A 19,993-nucleotide genomic window follows, 5' to 3' on the forward strand; every position below is an offset into this window, starting at 1 on the left:
GAACGCTCAAAGCGAGCTATGGTTCCACTTTTTCGTAACTTTTTAAGAGAATTTCTTCGGAAATATCAGCCTCAACCGTTTGAACCGGTCGAACCCGTCGAGTCACCGGTTTGGGTGTTTTCTTCCCAGCGGCACCATTTATCCTTCATTTTTTGTTTGAGGGCAGCCCGCTCATCGGGGCTCATAGACGAAAACTTAGCATAGAACTTATTCTTCCAATGGGCTTCGGCAGGATGCGGGCGATGCCAGCCGCGTTTTCCGCCTCCAAAGCCGGAGAACAGGATCTTAGACAACAGGAACAAACCCAGGGCTTGCCAGAAGGTGATGACGGGACCGGCAAACAAGGCCGGGACAAGCCAGTTCCAAAGGCTCATCGTCACCCATCCAAAAACAAAGATCGCCAAAACGCCCAGGGCCACACACGCCACAAATTTTACTACTCGGTTCATAATCCAATGCTTTAAATGTCTTTATACAGTCGTTGTAATTTTTTTCGCAAAGCGAGGATCGCATAGCGTTTCCTCGACAATAATGTGTTGATCGAAACGCCCGTTTCCTCGGATATTTCCCGGAAACTGCGCTCTTCAATCTCATTGAGTATAAAGATCTCGCGCTGTTCGGCGGGCAAATCATCCAGGGCCTCCATAATGGCGTCCCAGATCACATCACGTAAATAGGCGTCTTCGGGAGAGTTCCCCAAATCGGGCAAAATGTCCTGTAATGTCAGCGGTGCATCGTCGTCCGTCCCTGCATACATCTCGAGGTCCGCGCGTTTTGGACGGGCGGCATCGCGGCGATAGCGGTCGATGATCTTGTTTCGGGCCACCGAAAATAGCCAGGAAGTGACACGGTCCAGGGACTCTATCGTATCGTAGCCGGCTACGAACTGATAGAATACATCCTGCAGAATGTCTTCCGCCTCCTCCACGGAAGAAACCCGGTTGCGGATAAATCCCAGCAACTTGTCCTTCTCACGGAGAAATGTTTGCTCTTTCATTTGCATGGCCAAGTCCATCGCTTCCATTACGTTAATTACCTCCTAAGTCGGGAATGGAGGGAGGATTATTGTAGGATGGGAAGGCAAAAATCAGCATTTATAAGGAAGAAGTCTGCATTTAGGCTAGAATACAGGAGCCGGAAGCCCGGAGCCAGGAGCCTTTTCGACGAAAAATTGCCCCACAAAACCCAATCTATCCCTAACTTATGGCCACCAATCATTGTTTTTCCCCCAATTGGTATGCAGTATTTTCGCGATAAGCTCTATCCTACTTCAGTGAAACGGAAAATCCTTGCGGGGTTTCTCCTGGCCTTTGTCGCCATTTTGCTGGCCTTGGGCATTACCCATTTTGGGTTTCGCGATATGTTGGATACGGTGAACGAACTTTCGGCGCCGAACCGGAAGCTGGACGCCTTGAATGATATTTTTCAAGAGATCACGGCCCTGGACCAACTCCAGCGTGCAGAGGCCATCCGAAATCCTCATAAGCCCTACAAAGCGTTTCTTAAACAATCCAAGTCTCTCGGAAACAAGATCGACTCCCTGGGACTGCTCAAGTGGGATACCGCGCAACACGACCGGCTGATCACCATCAAGCAGATCCTGCAAAAAAGGAATTCACTGTTCTTTTCTTATTTGAAACTAAAATCCGAGGTGGCCGACAACCGCCGCCTCTCCATACGGCTCGACACCCTTTCCACCATCCTGCAACACGAAAAGATCCTGGTCGATACTAGTGTGGTGACAACGGAAAAGAAAACGATCACCACCTACACCCGCGATTCGGTTGCCGCTCAAAAAGAACGGTCGGGCCTGGGCAAGCTCTTCAGTAAAAAGAAAACCCCTCCCCCGGCCACCACACACGTCAAGGTACAGGAAGAGCTTAGCGTGACCGTTGACACGCTTTCCGTGTCGCGTCAAAACAAAGCGCTCGAAGAAGTGGAGAAGATCGTGACGGACCTCGAGAAAGATCAGCGCGCTGAGAACAAAAAATTGTTACAGCAGGAATTGGAGCTCATCCACGCCAATAGTTTGCTCATCAATAAACTGCTCAGCATCCTCCACGATGTGGAGAACGAAGAATTGGCGCAGATGCACGAAAAGAACGACCACGCCATTGCCCTGGTAACAAAAAGTATTTCCAACATCGGGTTCCTGCTGGGCGCTTTCTTCCTGGGCGCCGCGCTGCTGGTGTACCTGATCTGGGTCGATATCGGCCGCAGCAATTACTATAAAGAGCAGCTCGAGAAAGCAAAAGATGAAGCGGAAGAATTGAGCCAGATCAAGCAGCGCTTCCTGGCCAACATGAGCCACGAAATTCGCACGCCGCTGCAATCCATCATCGGGTTTGCCGAACAATTGAAACACCGCGGACAAACCCGCGAAGCCATCGACGCCATCCACAGCTCTTCCGAACACCTGCTCCACATCGTAGACGAAGTGCTGGACTATAGCCGCATCTCCAGCGGAAACTTCACCTTGGAACAAGAACCGTTCGACCTTCTTGCCCTGGTACACGAAGTAGAATCTGCACTGCGCATCCAGGCCGACCGCAAGGCCCTCGCCCTCGTGCTCGACGTTGAACACGCCCGCGATTTTCAATTGCTGGGCGATGGCTTCCGGCTGCGCCAAATTCTTTATAACCTCATCGGCAACGCCATCAAATTCACCGCCAAAGGGTCGGTGAAACTCGCAGTGACAACCTTGGAGCAGGAGGAAGACGCATACATACGCTGCATTTTCGAGATCACCGATACCGGTATCGGCATACGCCCCGAGGACCTGGAGAAGATCTTTAATCAATTCGAACAAGCCAGCGCCCTGATCGCGCGTCACTACGGCGGCACGGGATTGGGATTGACCATTGTGAAATCATTGGTCGAAGCACAGGGCGGGTCGCTTGAGGTGGAGAGCGTGCCGGAGAAAGGCTCAACGTTCCGGGCAGCCATTCCGTTCGCCCGCGCCACTGCCGGCGCACCCCGGCATGCTGTCCAGAAAAAACAGCCGAGGAGCGCCTTCACGGGAAAAGTGCTGGTCGTCGACGACGATGTGATGATCCTGCGGCTGTGCAGCCTCATCCTTCAAAAGAACGAAGTAAACTTCACCACCTATGGCGAAGCGCAAGATCTGATCAACCAACAACCTGATGCCGCCGTGTCGCATATCCTGATGGACATTCGCATGCCCAACATCAATGGTGTTGAACTTTGTCACGTGCTCCGGAAAAGATACCCTCCTCAAACACGCTTTGTCGCGCTCACGGCCCACGTCTTTCCGCAGGAGCGTCAGCAACTGTTGGACGAAGGCTTCGACGTCGTCCTGTCAAAACCCTTCCGCGAACACGAACTGCTGGACGTGTTGGGCATCGACGCCGACACTACCGATACGTTGGATCCTAATCTCTCCATGTTGAGACTCATGACCCTGGGGGATGAGGCCTTGTTCCAATCGGTGTTGCAGCAATTTATCGAAGAAACGAAACGCGATGTGGAGAGCCTGGACCGGGAGTTGAAGCATATGCGCGCCGAGCCCATCCGTGAGATCGTGCATAAGCTGGCAGGACGCATTGGGCAGATGGGGTCTTCCGAGCTATCGGTGACGCTACGGGATATTGAAACGCAATTGGCGGATGGTGTGGCGCTGCAGGATGTGTTGCAGCCGTTGTTGGATGCGAAGGATGGTGTGGAGGGGTTGTTGATGAGTATTCAGGTGAATGTGGTGTCGTAACCATTGGCGCACCAACGGGCACGTCACTGCAGAGTGGCCGGTTAAAAAATCTTGTTGGTGAAAGAATACCAACAAGGGCGGTGGATTATTCGATGCCGTATTTTTCGATCTTTAAATATAAAGTCTTCCGGTCAATGTTGAGGATGCGGGCGGCCTTGGATTTGTTGTAGCGCACTTCTTTCAATGTCTTCATGATCATTTCTTTTTCCTGCGATTCTTGTAAGGCCTTCAGATCATAGACCGGGGTGTCGTTGTTGGGTTTAGGCTGGGGGTTGCGGATGGTTTCGAGCATTTCTACCGGGAGGGCGGCGGCGGTGATGAGGCCTTCGTTGGTGAGGAGGACGGCGCGTTTTACCACGTTTTTCATTTCACGGAGGTTGCCGGGCCATTCGTAGGTGCGGAAAATGTCGGTCACTTCTTTGTTGAAGCCGGTGACATGGCGGTCGAGTTCGGCATTGGCCAATTCACGGAAAAAGTCCAGAAACTCATCGAGGTCCTCTTCGCGGTGGCGGACGGCGGGCACTTTTAGCTTGAACTCGTTCAGGCGGTGATAGAGGTCTTCTCGAAACAATCCCTTCTTCACGCTTTCGGCCAGGTCGTCGTTGGTGGCGGTGATGATGCGCACGTCGATTTTCACTTCCTTGTTGCTGCCGATGGGCTGGATGATGCGTTCCTGGATGGCACGCAATAGTTTTACCTGCACTTCGTAAGAAAGATTACCCACCTCGTCGAGGAAGAGGGTGCCCTTGTGGGCGTCCACAAATTGACCAACCTTATCCTGGACAGCGCCGGTGAATGAGCCCTTCGTATGGCCAAACAGTTCGCTGGCGGCAAGCTCTTTGGAAAGGGCACCGCAGTCGACGGCAATAAATGGCGCTTTGGAGCGGGCGCTGAGGCGGTGTATGGTTTGGGCCACGTTCTCTTTTCCCGTGCCACTCTCCCCTTCTATGATCACCGACATGTCGGTTGGCGCCACAAGGCGTATGTATTCATATAGCCGCTTGGCTTCGGGACTGGTGCCCTCCACAAATTGCTTTAGGGCAGTCGATTTGGGTTGGGCCGTGACCGAGGGTGTCGGGGCGTTTTCTTTTTTTAGGGCCTGCTGGAGCATCATCAGCAATTCGTCGGGGTTGACGGGCTTGGTGATGTACTCATAGGCGCCCATCTTCATAGCCTTGACTGCCGTGCGGATGTCGGAAAAGCTGGTCATAATAATGACCTGGGTGTGGGGTGAATGCTTTTTGATCTCGGTGAGCACATCCATACCCGTGGTGTCGGGCAGGCGGTAGTCCAGCAAAACGAGGTCGAATGCTTTGGTTTTCAACGTCTGCAGGCCGTCATGACCCTTATGACAAACGGTGACGGAAAAACCTTGCTTGGTGAGAAATCCTTCCAGTATCCTGGAAAAGGTCAAGTCATCTTCTATTACGAGAATCGCGCCCATATACGGGCTAAAATAAAGAAGAAAGCTGGAATAATTCCCAGCTTTCTTCCAATCGGTTGTTTACAGGTTGTGAGGACAAGTCGATTAGTCGACTTTCTTTCCGTCCTTGTTGAACTTAACGGTCTTTGTTTCCGCACCGTTCTTCAACTCTACTTCATAGACATCGCCAGCTTTGTAGGCCGAGCTGATCATCCAGCCACGATATTCTTGAGCTTCGAGCGATTTTTTAACGGCTTCAGGAAGTTCTTCAGATTTGATCTTTACTTTTTCGCCTTGCTGCACTTCGGTAGGAGCAGCTACAGCTTTATCACTTTCCGTTGCATTTTGTGCATTAACAAATGCTACACTTGACAAGAGGGCTGCTGCAGCGATCATTACTTTTTTCATGACAGTTAGAATTTAGTTGAACATTTAATTATGATTAGCCTACTACGAAAGAAAGTGCCAACGGCAGCATGACCAATAAACTACTGTTTATCAGGGCGTTGAAAAACAAGAATCAAAATATTGTGCTGAAAAATTGTAGAGGTATTCTACAGGATGAGAGTATAGTTCCACAAACACTGCGTACGCGTGAAGATAAAAATCAACAAATGGAACTACTGTATTTAACGAAAAGCATCAAATGACGGTTACAGCATCTGCCCGGAAGCACATGCTGTAACAAACGTGATGGGAAAAGCGGCAGAGCGATCAACGACCTTGTTCTTTTTTCGCTTTATTCTCTTCGATGAGGTATGATCCACCCAAACCCAGGCCTCCGAAGATGAACAGCATGGAAAAGTAGGCCACCTCCTCCATATAGAAGGTACTGTCGAGCCAATATCCCATCAACAACCCCAAACCTGCCCCGATCAACAGGAGCGATGCGCGCAAAGGCCCGGACGTGTTACTCCTCCTGGGGGCGATGGCATTCGGGTCCATGCCTTTTTCGATCATGGCCATGCGCTCTTCATTGGCGTATTTACGGAGATAAATGACCATGATAAATGCCCCGATGGTAGCGACGATGGGAATGAATACCCCGATTACTGCGACTTCCATAATTGTAAGGATTTTGTTTAAATCTGCCTCTAGGACGCGGGCGTTTGAAGCCAGGTTACCGACTTTCTGAAAAAATCGTATTCTCCATCCCCACGCGGCGGAAAAGGCGTCGGCCAATGATGTTCAAAGTTTTTTGATCCCCGGGGATCGAATCTGTAACTTCCGTTGAAAAGATCGCGTCAAAGCGCTGTCATGACCATCCCCGCGGAGCATACCATTATCGACAGGATCCTGGCCGGTGAGCCCTCCGTGTATGCGGAGCTGGTGAACAAGCATAAAAGCTATGCGTTCACGATTGCCAACAAGATCCTGCAAAATCGCGCCGAGGCCGAGGAAGCCGCGCAGGATGCTTTTATAAAAGCCTATCATCATTTGTCGACCTTTAACCGGGAGGCAAAGTTTTCCACGTGGCTGTACCGTATTGTGTTCAACACGGCCATCAGTTATAAACGCAAAAGCCGCCACACGTTCCAGTCCATCGAAAATACGGTGCTGGAATATTCTCCCGACGGGGAGGGCACGCTGGAGCGGACCGACAAGCGGAAATACCTGGCGCTGGCAATGGCCCGCCTCAACGAAGCGGACCGCACGGCCCTGACCTTGTTCTATCTCGACGAATTTTCGCTGGAAGAGATCGCCGAGATCACAGGCATGCAGGCTAACACGGCCAAGGTGCGCATCCATCGCGCCCGGCTCCGGCTGGCCGATGAGTTAAAATTGATCTTAAAACAGGAAGCGTTAACTTTGTAACGTATGAAAAAGATACCCCAGGCCCTCGAAGAAATGCTTTTCGACTATCTGGACGGCACCCTCAACGCCGCCGACAAGCAACGTCTGGAGACGGAACTCAGCCAGAACCGCGAGCTGAAAGCCCGCCTGGATGAATTGCAAAATGTTGAACGGTGGCTTTCCAAAATTCCACTGGAAGAGATGCCCTCTCGCAATTTTACCCAACAGGTCATGGGCAAGCTGGATCAATATCCCCGGTCCTCCACCCTCACCTACCGCAATGGCATCTTTCTGCTGATCGGTATCCTGGTGGCTGTCGGACTGGCCACGATCCTGGTCTCCTCCGGGGTCTTCGACAGTGTTCAGACCACCATCAACTTAAACCAGGAATTGCCCCAGAAATATATTCAAAAGAGCCTGCCACCCATTGCCCTGAGTGGAAAGTTGATCGTCAACATCATCATCCTGCTGAACCTGGGGCTGGCCTGGCTGGTACTGGACCGCGCCATCTTGAAGCCCCTCTTTCAACGCCGCATGCACGCCGGCCACTAGCTTTTTATCATTTCTCCCCGCTTCCGGGGATTGATTTGATCGGCTTCATGTTTCATTCCGCATTGTTTCTTACCTTAAAAGATTCAATGCCTAAACATGAACACTCCCGCAACCGCCTTCCGCAATGCCCTCGTAGCCGCCCTCGGTGGCTTTCTTTTTGGATTTGACACGGCCGTGATCTCCGGTGTGGAAAAGTCCATCCAAACCCTTTGGTCCCTGGATAGTTTCTGGCACGGCTTCACAGTGGCCGCGGCGCTTATGGGCACCGTGATCGGCGCGCTGATCGCCGGAAGACCCGCCGAAAAATACGGCCGCAAAAAAGTGTTGCAGGCCATTGGGTTGCTCTACCTGGTCACGTCGCTCGTCACAGCGCTGACGCCGGCATGGTCCCTGTTCGTTGTGTTTCGGTTCCTGGGCGGGATTGGGGTGGGCGCCTCGTCGGTAGTGGGGCCGATGTATATCGCGGAGATCTCGCCTGCACACGCACGCGGCAAGTTGGTAGGTTTGTTTCAATTCATGGTCGTGAGCGGCATCCTCATCGCCTTTGTGTCCAACTTCCTCTTATTCGGCGTGGGCGAAGAGGCCTGGCGATGGATGCTGGGTGTGCAAGCCATACCCGCACTCCTGTATTTTGTGCTGGTTTTCTTCGTACCCGAAAGCCCGCGCTGGCTGGTCAAAGAAGGCCGACCCGATGAAGCGCTGAAAGTATTCGTCAGCATCGGCGAGCCGCGGCCTGCCGAAGCCGTTGAAAAGATCAAGGCGTCGCTGCATTTGGAAACCGGTGGCAGACGGGAGAGCGTTTTCAACGGTCAGTACAACAAACCCATTTTGTATGCCGTGGTGCTGGCCATGTTCAATCAACTGTCGGGCATCAATGCCATCATGTATTACGCACCCCGCATCTTCGAAATGACGGGGCTGGCCAAAGACACGGCTTTATTGCAAGCGGTGTCGATCGGCGTCACCAACATGATCTTTACCTTGCTCGCCATTTCCGTGATCGATAAATTTGGAAGACGCACGTTGTTGATCATCGGCTCGGTGGGCATGGTCATCTCGCTCGGTTTGGTGACCCATGCTTTTTATACAAAACAATACGGCGGCTATGCCGTGATGTTGTACCTGGTGGGCTTCATCGCCTTCTTCGCATTCTCGCAAGGCGCTGTGATCTGGGTATTCATCTCCGAGATCTTTCCCAACAAGGTGCGATCGCAAGGACAGACGCTGGGCAGTTCCACGCACTGGATCATGGCGGCAATTATTTCGTGGACCTTTCCCGTGCTGGCTGAGTCGTCGGAGATGGGTGGATTCATTTCATTTCTCATCTTCACGATCATGATGTTGCTGCACGGGTTCTTTGCGTGGAAAGTGCTGCCGGAGACGAAGGGGAAATCGCTGGAGGGAATACAGGAATCGTTGGGAATTCATTGAGAGAAAGAGTTTTAGTCAATAGTAAACGTGACAAATCGCTATGGCAAAGAACAAAACCACCGAAACTAAGGTAAACGTAAATGACTTTATCGAATCCTATGTGGAGAACGAGCAAAAGAAAGCCGATAGCTTTCGATTGCTTGAACTCATGAGCAAATGGTCTGGGCGTAAACCGAAAATGTGGGGACCGACCATTATCGGTTTTGGAAGTTACCACTACAAATATGCCAGCGGCCATGAAGGCGACGCGCCGCTCATTGGGTTCTCGCCGCGTAAGGCCGAATTCTCACTCTATGTTTTTTTACCAACCGAACAAAACAAGCATCTGCTGGATGACTTTGGCAAATTCACGATGGGGAAATCCTGCATCTATGTAAAGAAGCTGTCGGACGTCAACCTGGCGACATTGGAGAAACTGTGCAAGCATACTATTGCTCTACATCAGTGAACATCACCGTGCTTGTAAGGACTAAGCCATGCATCTCCAAAACCTCACCACCCGCTTCATTCGCTACAACCTTTGGGCTAACGAACGCCTTGCTTCCTGGTTGATGACCGTCGACAGAAATATACTCTACGAAAAAACAGGCTCAAGTTTTGGAACAATCGATCGGACACTCCAACATATGCTGTCCGCACAAATTTACTGGCTTACCCTCTTTACCAAAGGACAGATCACTGAATTCAGTCAACCGATAAGAGAAAATGCTGTAGACCAGATCATAGCCGATCTCATTATTAGCTCACAACAATTGATCGATGGCCTCTCCGTACTGAATGAGCAGCAGCTAACTGAACGCATCAAGGTATCGGACAGCACGCAAAGTCGATATGAGTATATCCTGCATATCGTCAATCACGGTTCGTACCATCGTGGCCAGGTCGTTACAATGTGTCGCGCACTGGGAATCACAGGAGAAATACCTGTAACCGATTACGATGCGTACCTCTGGTGGATAGAGAACATGTGACTGATCAATCGGGAGCCTCGCTCCCAAAAAATTTGCTAGGAGAAGCAAGTTGGTGGAGCGTATCAACTGGGGTTAATGTAAGCCTGTCTATGGATCGTTTTGCATGCAAAAAAACATTCTGTATCAAGAACACAGGTATCAAATAGATGAGCATGCAGAACGAATTCGCAAAAACAGCATAGTTCATCAATACAGAAAGCTCATGATATATTTCCCGGACTCCTCCGATTGAGCAGGACTCAATCGCACGCCGCCTTTGCTCAATGACATCTTTCAAATCCGGATCACTTTCCTCCGCTCTGATCATTCTACGTACAAAATTTATATTCAGAACGGGCAAAACTTCAAGCATGCCGTTAATAATGTCGTGCAGGTGATCGAATTCACTATCCTTGAATTTGTGGTTTTCATTGATCTTGAGGTCACGAAGGCCATCGCGTAGCGCATAAAGCTCGAAGCGAAGTTTCAATCTGATGCTTGGCAACAAGATCCCTTCGTAGATAAAATGCCAAAGGCAGATAATCACCAAAGTTACAAATAGGTACGTCATAGCATTAATGATTTGAAGAACGTAATTCCCTTTCCAACAATTTGGCCTGTTTCTCATTTCGCTCGCGCGAAATCCTCGCCATTTCCTTGTTGATCATTCTACGTTGATGCTTAGAATGCAACAACCACCCGATGCTCGTTACTACTCCCAAAGTCCAGCCGACCAAATGGAGGGACTTAAAAAGCGCCAATAGTTCAAAAACCAATTTCGAAACATCTTTCTCCGGCATTTTGAAAACGAAGCAGATAACTACCAGCCCGATAAGGGCAACAGGAAACTGCCCTTTATTCATCGACATGACCAAAATGTCACGTATGGCCTGCCAAAATCCGATTTTGCCGTTTCCAGTTGACCTTCTTTTTGTCATCACAACGTTTTTCGAACAACGGGTCTAACCCTGTGCCTACACTAAATTACAGCGCTCCACTGCAATAATTTTGCAGTGCCAAAATATTCGCAAAAAAAGTCACGTTGAGCTGGCGCGTATGGAAAGAGAATATTGCAATCAAATAATCACAAAACCGATTCTACTAGATGAAAGCAAATAGCACTATATTTAGCTTGTGGGCGACATCGAAAACCTTCTCCATAAAATCGAAAGCGAATCCAACTATGGATTGCTTGGGGACTGTTATTGCTTACAGGGTCACGTTGAGTTAGGTTTATTTAGGATAAAGAAAATCGAGGACGTTTACCAGGACGCTTTCAAAGATTTTACACTAGGTCTCCCAAACCCCTTTGTTACTATTGGCATATCCGTCGATCAGAACGAATTGTGGCGAATGAAAGAACAGATGATCGACAATGGTAAGAAGGACTTTTCGGGCAACATCTTAATTGATGACAAGTTTCATGTGGTTGAGGGTGAACCAACCCGGAATTTAATTTTCACATCAACGAAGCTGATCAATCTATACGATAAAAACCTGATCTCCCTCAGACTAGGGGTCAATCGAAATTGGTTGCTGCTTGGCGTGGCCCCGAGTTTTGAGATCGCTCAAATGCATAGCACAACGGTAAGGGTGTTAGGTGGGAGAAAAGAAGACCCTCCTAAAGAATAAAAAAAGGCGTCAATCGAAAACTTTCATCTTTGCCACAACCGTGCGCATGGTTTCCTCCGGGCCAATCCATTTTGCAATATTCTCGCGGATCAGATCGATCATTTCCCGGACGATCTCTTTCCGGAAACCGAATTTGATGGCAAAGATCTCGCACAACCGCAGCTCTTCAACATGAATGTTCTTGTCGACGGACATCATGTGAACGAGGTCGTACAGTTGTTTGAATTTTTCACGATCGCTGCCCGGAACTTGAAACTTGATGTCAGAAGAGTCGTGCTGCATCGCTTGTAGCTCCGCCGATGAAATGTTATTTCGTTGCGCTGCGTATTTCAAAAGTCGTTGTTCTTCCGTCCCCAAACCGCCATCAGCTGCGGCAATTTCGATCAGGTTGCGCATATGGCTTTTCGCTGTGGCCTTGCCCATCTTGAAAAGGTCGAGGACGTCGTTGATATTCATGAGAGCGGATATTTCTTACGAAGATAGTCAAGGGCCATCGCTTTCTTGCGCGTTTTTTCGTTCAAACGTTTAACGATTTGCTACTTTTCGATTAAGAATATCAAAAATCTGAAAGTGTGCTCAAAAGGTCTTCGTTGTTGAGGCGCAAATCGAAGTGATTCGAAATAAGAGATACTATTCTCAAAGAATTTTGCCAACCCTGGCGCCCATCCCCACAAAAATCAGGGCTCAAGGCGATTGTCACTACATCAATCCGGTCAAGCGCTCGCTCGATCTCTCTCATCCGTAAAAAAATAATCAATATCAAGATTTAAGATCCACTGCAGATTATTTTTATATTGAGAGCCTTTCTCTTTACTCCTTACCTCACAGCTCCACCGCCATCAGCTCGCTTGCCAACTTGTGAATACCCGTTTCCAATTTCTTCAACTGTTCCGGGCGTGGTTTTTTTCTTCCGGTGGCGTAGTGGTTAATCTGGCGTTGGTTAATGCCGGAGATCCTTTCCAGCGCAGCATTGGTGAATATACCCTTGAAGTAATTCAGGAAACTTTGTCCGTCGTATTTGTAGATCAATTCGTAGTCTTTGTTCTTTACCCAATCGGCCACCTCGTTGTGTTTGACGTATAGTTTAAGACCCTCCTTCAAATTCTTCTTTACCTCCGCTACGGTCTCGCCCGCACCATACACACCCGGAAATTTTTCAATCCAGGCACCATAGTCGTCCGGGCCTTTTGAAATAATCACTCTAAGCTTTCTCATTTTTTTGATTTTATTACTGAACAGAACGTTGTCTAAAGCCCCATATCTTTTGCAATCCTTTTTCGCAACCCTTCCCCTATTTCCTTCGCCCCATGAAACGGAACATGGTATCGCACACCATCTTTTTCATAGATATAGTGGCTTCCCTCGGCACCCGCCCAAATCCATCCACTCCGACGAATCTGTCTGTGAAATTCCGAATACTTCACGGCTAACAGGTTTAGGCTTGAAACATTCGAGGGATGAAATAAAGGTAGTAAAATTACTACCATTTAAAACCGATTTATCTCCAAAAAGCTGCCCTAAAATAAAAAAAGACGCAAAGCCACCATTGCACCTGGCTTTGCGTCTTGCAAATCGTATTGAAACTTATTCTTGTTAAGTCGAGAAAACGAGCACGGCTCGCGCTTTGCCTTCGTTAAAAACTCTTCGTGCTGTCACCGGCATCGGTCTTCTTCTCCTTCGGCTGTGGGCATTCGATCTTCCATTCGCGCGCCAGGAAAAGGGTCCCCTCCTTGGCTTTCTTCACCACCTCGTCGAGCTTCTTGCTGAATTTACATCCCATGTCGACGTAGCGATACTTCGCGCCGTCGACCACGAAATTGAAATGACAGGTGTTGCTGGCCTTGTGGGTCTTCATGCAAACGAATTCAACATTGTCGCCCTGGTCGGCGCGAAACGAAGCCAGCACGACAAACAAAGTGACGGGAACCAAGCGGATCAGGAAGGATCTCATATGAATTGGGATGGGCATTTAATGCTGCAAATGTAAAGACAACCGTCATGCCACAAAACAAAAAAACCTGGGGCTGCCAGGTTTTTTTGTTTGTATAGCGATCGTTTCGGATCAGTATCTGTAATAATCCGGTTTGAAGGGACCTTTCACATCCACGCCGATGTATTTGGCTTGGGTAGGCGAAAGCACATCCAGCTCCACGCCGATCTTCTTCAAGTGGAGGTTTGCCACTTTTTCGTCCAGGTGCTTGGGCAGCATGTATACTTTGTTTTCGTAGCTCTTGGTATTGGTCCAGAGCTCCAATTGCGCCAGCGTTTGGTTGGTGAAGGAGTTCGACATTACGAACGACGGGTGGCCCATAGCGCAACCGAGGTTCACCAGACGGCCTTCGGCCAACAGGATGATCTCACGGCCGTTGCTGAGCGTGTAGATGTCTACCTGAGGTTTGATGGTATCCTTCTTGCCATTCTTGTTCAACCAAGCCACGTCGATCTCGTTGTCGAAGTGACCGATGTTACACACGATGGTCTTGTCTTTCATGCTTTGGAAGTGACGATCCTGGATGATGCCGAAGTTACCGGTAGCCGTCACGATGATGTCGGCTTCCTTGGCAGCGTCGTCCATTTTCTTCACGGCATAGCCGTCCATGGCGGCTTGCAGCGCGCAGATGGGGTCGATCTCGGTCACGATCACGCGTGCACCGGCACCGCGCAGCGAAGCGGCAGAGCCTTTACCCACGTCGCCGTATCCGGCTACGACGGCTACTTTACCGGCGATCATGACGTCGGTGGCGCGACGGATCGCGTCTACGCAAGATTCTTTGCAACCGTATTTGTTATCGAATTTCGATTTGGTAACCGAGTCGTTGATGTTGATGGCGGGCAGGGGCAATTTGCCATTGTGCATGCGCTCGATGAGGCGGTGCACGCCGGTAGTAGTTTCTTCGGAGATACCGCGGATGCCTGCGACGAGTTCGGGGAAACGATCCAGCACCATGTTGGTGAGGTCACCACCGTCGTCGAGGATCATGTTCAGGGGCTTGCCACCTTTGAAGGCATAGAGGGTTTGCTCGATGCACCAGTCAAATTCCTGTTCGTTCATTCCTTTCCAGGCGTATACCGGAATACCGGCAGCGGCGATCGCGGCGGCGGCATGGTCTTGCGTGGAGAAGATATTGCAGGAAGACCAGGTCACTTCGGCGCCCAGCTCAACGAGGGTTTCGATGAGCACAGCGGTTTGAATGGTCATGTGGAGGCATCCTGCGATGCGTGCATCTTTCAATGGCTTCTGCTTGCCAAATTCCTCACGGAGGGCCATCAAACCGGGCATTTCAGCTTCCGCCAGTTTGATCTCTTTGCGACCCCATTCAGCCAGGGAGAGGTCTTTTACCTTAAAAGGGAGTTTTTTCTCGTCAACAGTCATTTTTTTTGGATTTTTGCTTTAATAGACCTCCAAAAGTACGATAAAGGTTTTTAAATAACTACATACACCCGCGGGCAAAGGGGTCCATAAAGTTGGGAGTGTGGCATTTTGAGCATTTAATGACCATCCAGGACCTGCCATTTTTTAAACGCCGCCGGGGGCCGGGCACCGAACCATAACGGAAGCCGTGCTGTTATGCCAAAAATTAAAATCAGTAATCTTATTTACGCTAACGAATGAAAACCATTATAAAGCCCGTTATCCGGATCGACATTGTGTCGGACGTTGTATGTCCCTGGTGTTATATTGGCCCCCTAAAAAACGCGAAACAACGCGAAACAAATCCAGTCAACAGTAGATAAATCCAACCAACCCTAAGATAATCAGGAGTTGCAATCCCTAAATAAATCGATTCAACGCTAAGATAATCAGCGAGTTTCAACCTAAATAAATCAAACCAACGCTAAATAAATCGCAACCAACCCTAAGATAATCGGGGCGTTGCCTTCAAATTTGACGTAATCGTCGGTTACGCTTCTGCGCGCCATTCTTTCATTCCTTTGTGACTGCTTGAATCTTTCCGAACATCGCGCAAATTCGTTACCCGGTGTTTCAGCAGAATTTGAGAATGATCTTGCCTAAATGGGATGTGCCTGGGCAGGTGACTTCCAGGTCATTCCAGGATGTGGATACGATTAAGCTCTTTTGGATCTGTTGGAGTAAGCAAAGGTTTCGAAGAGGTGTAAAACGAACTTGTTGATGCCTTCCCGTTGTACGGCAAACGCCCACGTCAGACGGTCTTCATAGTATGCGCCTCCTTCGACAAAGGACGGCGGCACAAAGTTATCTTTACAGAAAATTCTGAATGGCGTTGAAGTTAAGGTGGGAAGTCGAGCAAGGTGGTAATGCCTTCCTCCGGTCGGCGGACACATTCCGTTGTACTTAGTTGCAGGATCATATTATTAAACGCATAACCCTTGAAAGCCTGAGACCTCCCATTCAACTTCCACGCTTGCTATGCAAGCCGAACGGCATCTAACGTGACTTGCGATCCACAATAATCCTCAATCGAAGAGCATCCCGGACGGAGCTACTTCGCGGGTATAACATGAAGGCTTTGGTAAAATCATTGAGGGCTCTGAGCGTCGCTTTAAGAGACTATTTTATTCGTTTTTCATATAGAAAACTGCCCTTCCGTTTAGGAGATAAAGTTTTTTTCAGTTTCTTCTCGATAACAAGTTTCTTCAGGACTCCAGAAGTAGCAGAACTATTTAGACGCACGCTGTACAAATCCGCGCATTTTTCTGTTATTTCCAGAACCGACCTCGGTTTTTCCAAGTAGTCGGTATGTAATAATTCTATAATGGTAGCGGTTGTCGCGGGGCGATTTTTTTTTCGATGAAGTAGACTGAAGTCAGTGTTGAGTTTAAGAGGGAATTCAAACCTAAGAAGTTCGTCTGGATACTTACCGAGCGCAATAGCAATGGCCTTGATCGTATGCATATTAGCAGCGTGCCTGCCATTTTCAATTCGCGAGATTTGATTCACTTCCATTTTAGACTCCGTTGCCAACTGATCCTGCGACCATTGCTTCTCTTCCCGCAGACGCCGGACGTGTTTTCCAAATGCCTTTTGAAATTCTTTATCCTTATTCCTCACTCAGGGCAAACTGCGCCCCCTTAATGGTTAGTTTATTATCAAATTTGTATATAAATTGATTATTCTATATTTTTGATAGAGTTTAAAGAGAATCAAAAAACGGGAGCCATTCCTATTGCCGATACCCGAAAAACACCGCGTAGGTCACATTGCCCCAAATTTGAATCCATTTGATGTTTTAGGTGGTGAATTTGTGGCACGGTTGAGTTTCCCTTCAAGAAAAGAGCCCAGCGAAAAGGGATCCTCAGATCTTTCGTTACATGATTTTGAGTCGTGCCCGGTCTTATTTCATTCTCCGTATGAAACAACCCTGAAACTAGTTTAACCCAATTTTGGACAAATTGTCCAAACCAATTTGATTATCGACTTGAATGTTCAGGATTTCTCAGTCAATTTAAGAAGGTAAGACCACCTGAAAACATATGTCATTCCGCGCCATTGGCTTTACAGTAGTTTTCGTTAGGATTTTTTGATATGACAGGAATCAATTGATAAGTTTAGAGTAGATGCAGCTGCAATAGCTCCATAGTGCTTTTAGAATAAAACTTTTGATTCATGAAATCACGATTTTTAGCTCACATGACCATAGAGGAATTCAAAATTCTTTTGAGAGAAATTTTGAAGGAAGTATTGGATGAAGAAAAACGAACTGGTCTGGATACCGACTGCTTATTAAGCACTCGGGAGGCTGCCCTTCTGTTGAATCTTGAGGTCACAACTTTATACGACAAAACTTCTCAACGATTAATACCACATTATAAGCGCGGTAAAAAAGTATTGTTCAAAAAGTCCGAGTTGCTTGCATGGATTGAGGCAGGAAAAGTTGCTACTACACAAGAGATCCAAAAAGATGCATCCCAACATATTTGGAAGAGAATGCCCTGATTCCTCTTTGTCGATCTCCTTGCACATCCAAAAAAACTCAATGAATAAGCCAAGGGCACCGGCCAATAAAGTCCCAGTCCTACAGTAGCCTCAGTTCTTTCTTTAATCTCCGGTCTTATGATTAGCCTTAACCCACATCATTTATAGTCATTCCACAATCATGCATTTGGCTTCTTTGATTTTGGCAAGAAAGAATACATACCGAAAGACTTCAAAAGGGTGGAACCTGCCAGTATGCGGGGCACCATTGCATGGAAGGCGGACAGCCGTCTATCCACGCGCATGGCGTTGCTGGCGACCAATCGTTTCAAACTTTTGGAGGACACATTCTAAAAACTAGTGTTAGCACCGGGTCCCTGGAAGTCCTCATTATTCCGCACGACAAACTTTTTGAACGAAAACATGATGATAGCATAGGCACAGACGTTCTCGACATCCAAACACCTTGATGCTACCTGGGAAATTTAAGATTTGATGATAAAACTGAGACTATTCCGATGAGAAGGCAAATATCATTTTTAAGCTACAACAACTATCTATTTTCGATCCAGCAAACTTTTAATTTTCGCTCTGCAAATAACCACGAACCGTTTTGCTTTACCATGGAGTCATAGTAACGAATACCCGCGATCATAATTTTCTGGACTCCGTCTTGAATATTCAGGTGATAGGCCCTGCAATAGGAAAGGCTGGTCGCGCGGTCTCCCTCTAGTTTAATGGTACTTTGACCATTGAAATGCATCGTGGATATATAGGTATTCAGATTGTCAAATACTGGAAAGAGGTCTCTCCGTGTACTAACCACTTGCGTCGGCGTTGACGCTTTTTCGTCCATATATACCTCAAAATTGGTATCCTCAGTAAAGAGTGCCATTTGGCCTTGCGCATCACGGGTGTCAGCACAGTAGGCGTACCGGTCGATTAGCTCACGGATTGCCAGTCGGTCTTCAAATTGTTGCAGTTTTTGTTCGACGTTCATAGTATTTTATAGATTATTTTACACAGTTCGATCGGACCTTTCGAGTACAAACTTTTTATTCCAAGAATGCTTTCGGCTCAAGATATTCCTCCAACCCAAATTCGCCATACTCCCTCCCAACGCCTGATTGCTTAAACCCTCCGAAGGGAGCTTTTGAATCGTGCATGAATCCGTTGATACAAATCCTTCCTGCGTCAATCTGCGAAGCTACCCGGTATGCCCTTTCCTTGTCTGCCGAAGTGACGTATGCGGCTAGGCCATAGGTAGTATCATTAGCGATGGCAATCGCGTCTTCGTCATTTTTGTAGGGGATAATGGATAAGACAGGCCCGAAAATTTCCTCCTGGGCAATCCGCATGCTGTTCTTAACATTAGTAAAAATGGTGGCCTTGGCAAAATATCCGTTTTCCAGCCCCTTTGGTTTTCCTAGACCACCCACCAACAACGTAGCTCCCTCCTGTTGTCCGACTTTGATATACTCCTGAACGCGGTCAAACTGTTTTTTACTTACCATCGGCCCCACCATTGTTTCCATACTGCCCGGGTCGCCGACTTTAATATTATCCACTGTATATTTTGCGATTTCGTTTACGTCCTTGAGTTTGCTTTCAGGCACGAGCAAGCGCGTGCCTGCGGCGCAGGCTTGGCCGCTGTTCAGAAAGGCAATCGTAATAGCCATCGGGATAGCCTGCTGCAAATTGGCGTCGTCCAGGATAATGTTTGGCGACTTGCCACCGAGCTCCATGGTAACCCTTTTCATGCTTTCGACCGCTCCGCGCATAATGATCTTGCCTACACCGGTGGAACCTGTGAACGCTATTTTATTAATGTCAGGATTTCTGGTGATCTCTCCGCCAATCACATCGCCCATGCCATTCAGGAAGTTGACGACACCTTTGGGTATGCCGGCTTCATGAAAGCACTCGGCCATTACTTGCGTTTGCTGAGCACTCATTTCACTGGGTTTGACAACGGATGTGCAACCTGCGGCTATCGCTGTTGAGAGCTTTGTAACAATAAATCCGTTACTCATATTCCACGGTATAATAATACCAACGACTCCAACGGGCTGCAGACGGACTCTCGACTTACCGGTCTTTCTTTCAAGGTCAAAATGCTTCAAGGTATCGATCATGGCACTGACGTCTTCAATCGCGTTGTTGGTAACCATCGTGCAGAATTGTCTCACGCCGCCATATTCTTCTACCATCACGTCCGTTAAATCATTGGCGCGCCTTTTTATTGTTGCACGCAGTTTCTCCAAATAGCCAATGCGCTCATCCTTTGTTGTCTTGGAGAACGTTGTAAACGCCACTTTTGCCGCGACAATCGCCGCCCTCGCATCCTCCACATCGCCCAAGGTCACCTCCGCCATCTTTTTGTTTGTCGTTGGGTTGATCAGTTCCAGTATCTCCGTACCATGTGGAGTAACAAACTCGCCGTTGATATAGAATTTATTGATCGTTTTCATCCGCGTAAATATTTAAGTAGAAAGGTCAAACAATACACTACACGGTCAGGCGCATCCGATATATCGCCTGATCCTGTAATTCACCGTTCTGTTTTGTGGGACGAGTTTAGATGTTTTGTG

At 48.3% G+C, this 19,993-nt stretch carries 24 protein-coding genes; 9 read left to right on the top strand and 15 right to left on the bottom strand.

The genetic code is table 11. From position 1 onward, the window contains the following. Positions 1–71: 71 nt before the first annotated feature. Positions 72–449: a hypothetical protein gene (locus D4L85_RS31365; RefSeq protein WP_185154863.1), complete on the bottom strand. Its 378-nt coding sequence runs from the start codon at positions 447–449 to the stop codon at positions 72–74. A gap of 11 nt (positions 450–460) precedes the next feature. Next, on the bottom strand, positions 461–1,024 hold the full coding sequence (locus D4L85_RS31370) for an RNA polymerase sigma factor (protein WP_335621955.1): 564 nt from the start codon (positions 1,022–1,024) through the stop codon (positions 461–463). A 249-nt stretch (positions 1,025–1,273) separates the two neighbouring features. Here D4L85_RS31370 and D4L85_RS31375 point away from each other — a divergent pair, with 249 nt between their 5' ends. After that, positions 1,274–3,724 (top strand): ATP-binding protein, encoded by a 2,451-nt coding sequence (locus tag D4L85_RS31375; RefSeq protein ID WP_160144119.1) that lies wholly within the window; start codon positions 1,274–1,276, stop codon positions 3,722–3,724. A gap of 85 nt (positions 3,725–3,809) precedes the next feature. On the opposite strand, the gene D4L85_RS31380 is transcribed toward D4L85_RS31375, so the two are convergent. The 3 genes from D4L85_RS31380 to D4L85_RS31390 all read right to left on the bottom strand — a co-directional run bounded on the left by D4L85_RS31380 (position 3,810) and on the right by D4L85_RS31390 (position 6,212). Next, positions 3,810–5,168, bottom strand: coding sequence for a sigma-54-dependent transcriptional regulator (locus D4L85_RS31380; RefSeq protein WP_119758062.1), 1,359 nt, complete (start codon positions 5,166–5,168; stop codon positions 3,810–3,812). 84 nt (positions 5,169–5,252) lie between these two features. Continuing rightward, positions 5,253–5,555: a hypothetical protein gene (locus tag D4L85_RS31385; protein ID WP_073132801.1), complete on the bottom strand. Its 303-nt coding sequence runs from the start codon at positions 5,553–5,555 to the stop codon at positions 5,253–5,255. A gap of 306 nt (positions 5,556–5,861) precedes the next feature. Next, on the bottom strand, positions 5,862–6,212 hold the full coding sequence (locus tag D4L85_RS31390; RefSeq protein WP_119758063.1) for a DUF6249 domain-containing protein: 351 nt from the start codon (positions 6,210–6,212) through the stop codon (positions 5,862–5,864). Between the two features lie 192 nt (positions 6,213–6,404). Here D4L85_RS31390 and D4L85_RS31395 point away from each other — a divergent pair, with 192 nt between their 5' ends. The 5 genes from D4L85_RS31395 (at position 6,405) to D4L85_RS31415 (ending at position 9,895) form a co-directional block, all read left to right on the top strand. Next, positions 6,405–6,962 carry an RNA polymerase sigma factor gene (locus tag D4L85_RS31395; RefSeq protein ID WP_119758064.1) on the top strand — a complete coding sequence of 186 codons (558 nt, stop codon included), beginning with the start codon at positions 6,405–6,407 and terminating at the stop codon, positions 6,960–6,962. Between the two features lie 3 nt (positions 6,963–6,965). Further along, entirely contained in the window at positions 6,966–7,493 is a 528-nt protein-coding gene (locus D4L85_RS31400; protein ID WP_119758065.1) for an anti-sigma factor family protein, read from the top strand. Positions 7,494–7,589: 96 nt separating this feature from the next. Beyond that, positions 7,590–8,924, top strand: a complete 1,335-nt coding sequence (locus tag D4L85_RS31405) for a sugar porter family MFS transporter (RefSeq protein WP_119758066.1) — start codon at positions 7,590–7,592, stop codon at positions 8,922–8,924. Positions 8,925–8,964: 40 nt separating this feature from the next. Further along, complete coding sequence (locus D4L85_RS31410) at positions 8,965–9,372, top strand: DUF1801 domain-containing protein (RefSeq protein WP_119758067.1); 408 nt, start codon at positions 8,965–8,967, stop codon at positions 9,370–9,372. Positions 9,373–9,400: 28 nt separating this feature from the next. Continuing rightward, positions 9,401–9,895 (top strand): DinB family protein, encoded by a 495-nt coding sequence (locus D4L85_RS31415; protein WP_119758068.1) that lies wholly within the window; start codon positions 9,401–9,403, stop codon positions 9,893–9,895. Between the two features lie 4 nt (positions 9,896–9,899). Here D4L85_RS31415 and D4L85_RS31420 read toward each other — a convergent pair whose 3' ends face one another. Beyond that, positions 9,900–10,445 carry a hypothetical protein gene (locus D4L85_RS31420; protein WP_119758069.1) on the bottom strand — a complete coding sequence of 182 codons (546 nt, stop codon included), beginning with the start codon at positions 10,443–10,445 and terminating at the stop codon, positions 9,900–9,902. A gap of 4 nt (positions 10,446–10,449) precedes the next feature. After that, positions 10,450–10,812, bottom strand: coding sequence for a hypothetical protein (locus D4L85_RS31425; RefSeq protein WP_119758070.1), 363 nt, complete (start codon positions 10,810–10,812; stop codon positions 10,450–10,452). A 196-nt stretch (positions 10,813–11,008) separates the two neighbouring features. On the opposite strand from D4L85_RS31425, the gene D4L85_RS31430 reads away from it, so the two are divergent. Beyond that, a complete protein-coding gene (locus D4L85_RS31430; RefSeq protein WP_119758071.1) occupies positions 11,009–11,506 on the top strand; it encodes a hypothetical protein in 498 nt (165 codons plus the stop codon). Positions 11,507–11,515: 9 nt separating this feature from the next. On the opposite strand, the gene D4L85_RS31435 is transcribed toward D4L85_RS31430, so the two are convergent. The 6 genes from D4L85_RS31435 to D4L85_RS31465 all read right to left on the bottom strand — a co-directional run bounded on the left by D4L85_RS31435 (position 11,516) and on the right by D4L85_RS31465 (position 16,538). Beyond that, positions 11,516–11,962, bottom strand: a complete 447-nt coding sequence (locus tag D4L85_RS31435; RefSeq protein ID WP_119758072.1) for a hypothetical protein — start codon at positions 11,960–11,962, stop codon at positions 11,516–11,518. A gap of 366 nt (positions 11,963–12,328) precedes the next feature. Next, on the bottom strand, positions 12,329–12,721 hold the full coding sequence (locus D4L85_RS31445; RefSeq protein ID WP_119758074.1) for a type II toxin-antitoxin system HicB family antitoxin: 393 nt from the start codon (positions 12,719–12,721) through the stop codon (positions 12,329–12,331). A gap of 32 nt (positions 12,722–12,753) precedes the next feature. Continuing rightward, entirely contained in the window at positions 12,754–12,993 is a 240-nt protein-coding gene (locus D4L85_RS35195) for a type II toxin-antitoxin system HicA family toxin (protein ID WP_418219845.1), read from the bottom strand. A gap of 146 nt (positions 12,994–13,139) precedes the next feature. After that, positions 13,140–13,457, bottom strand: coding sequence for a hypothetical protein (locus D4L85_RS31455; protein WP_119758075.1), 318 nt, complete (start codon positions 13,455–13,457; stop codon positions 13,140–13,142). A gap of 111 nt (positions 13,458–13,568) precedes the next feature. After that, positions 13,569–14,879, bottom strand: coding sequence for an adenosylhomocysteinase (gene ahcY, locus D4L85_RS31460; RefSeq protein ID WP_119758076.1), 1,311 nt, complete (start codon positions 14,877–14,879; stop codon positions 13,569–13,571). Positions 14,880–16,037: 1,158 nt separating this feature from the next. Further along, positions 16,038–16,538 carry a helix-turn-helix domain-containing protein gene (locus D4L85_RS31465; RefSeq protein ID WP_119758077.1) on the bottom strand — a complete coding sequence of 167 codons (501 nt, stop codon included), beginning with the start codon at positions 16,536–16,538 and terminating at the stop codon, positions 16,038–16,040. Between the two features lie 555 nt (positions 16,539–17,093). Here D4L85_RS31465 and D4L85_RS31470 point away from each other — a divergent pair. Together D4L85_RS31470 and D4L85_RS35200 are read left to right on the top strand one after the other, a co-directional pair. Further along, entirely contained in the window at positions 17,094–17,423 is a 330-nt protein-coding gene (locus tag D4L85_RS31470) for a helix-turn-helix domain-containing protein (RefSeq protein WP_119758078.1), read from the top strand. Positions 17,424–17,674: 251 nt separating this feature from the next. After that, entirely contained in the window at positions 17,675–17,872 is a 198-nt protein-coding gene (locus tag D4L85_RS35200; protein ID WP_418219846.1) for a PCC domain-containing protein, read from the top strand. Between the two features lie 83 nt (positions 17,873–17,955). Here D4L85_RS35200 and D4L85_RS31475 read toward each other — a convergent pair whose 3' ends face one another. Continuing rightward, positions 17,956–18,402, bottom strand: a complete 447-nt coding sequence (locus D4L85_RS31475) for a nuclear transport factor 2 family protein (RefSeq protein WP_119758079.1) — start codon at positions 18,400–18,402, stop codon at positions 17,956–17,958. Positions 18,403–18,457: 55 nt separating this feature from the next. After that, positions 18,458–19,873, bottom strand: coding sequence for an aldehyde dehydrogenase family protein (locus D4L85_RS31480; RefSeq protein ID WP_119758080.1), 1,416 nt, complete (start codon positions 19,871–19,873; stop codon positions 18,458–18,460). Between the last annotated feature and the right edge of the window lie 120 nt (positions 19,874–19,993).

Origin of the sequence: Chryseolinea soli, assembly GCF_003589925.1 — a bacterium.
GTDB lineage: Bacteria > Bacteroidota > Bacteroidia > Cytophagales > Cyclobacteriaceae > Chryseolinea > Chryseolinea soli.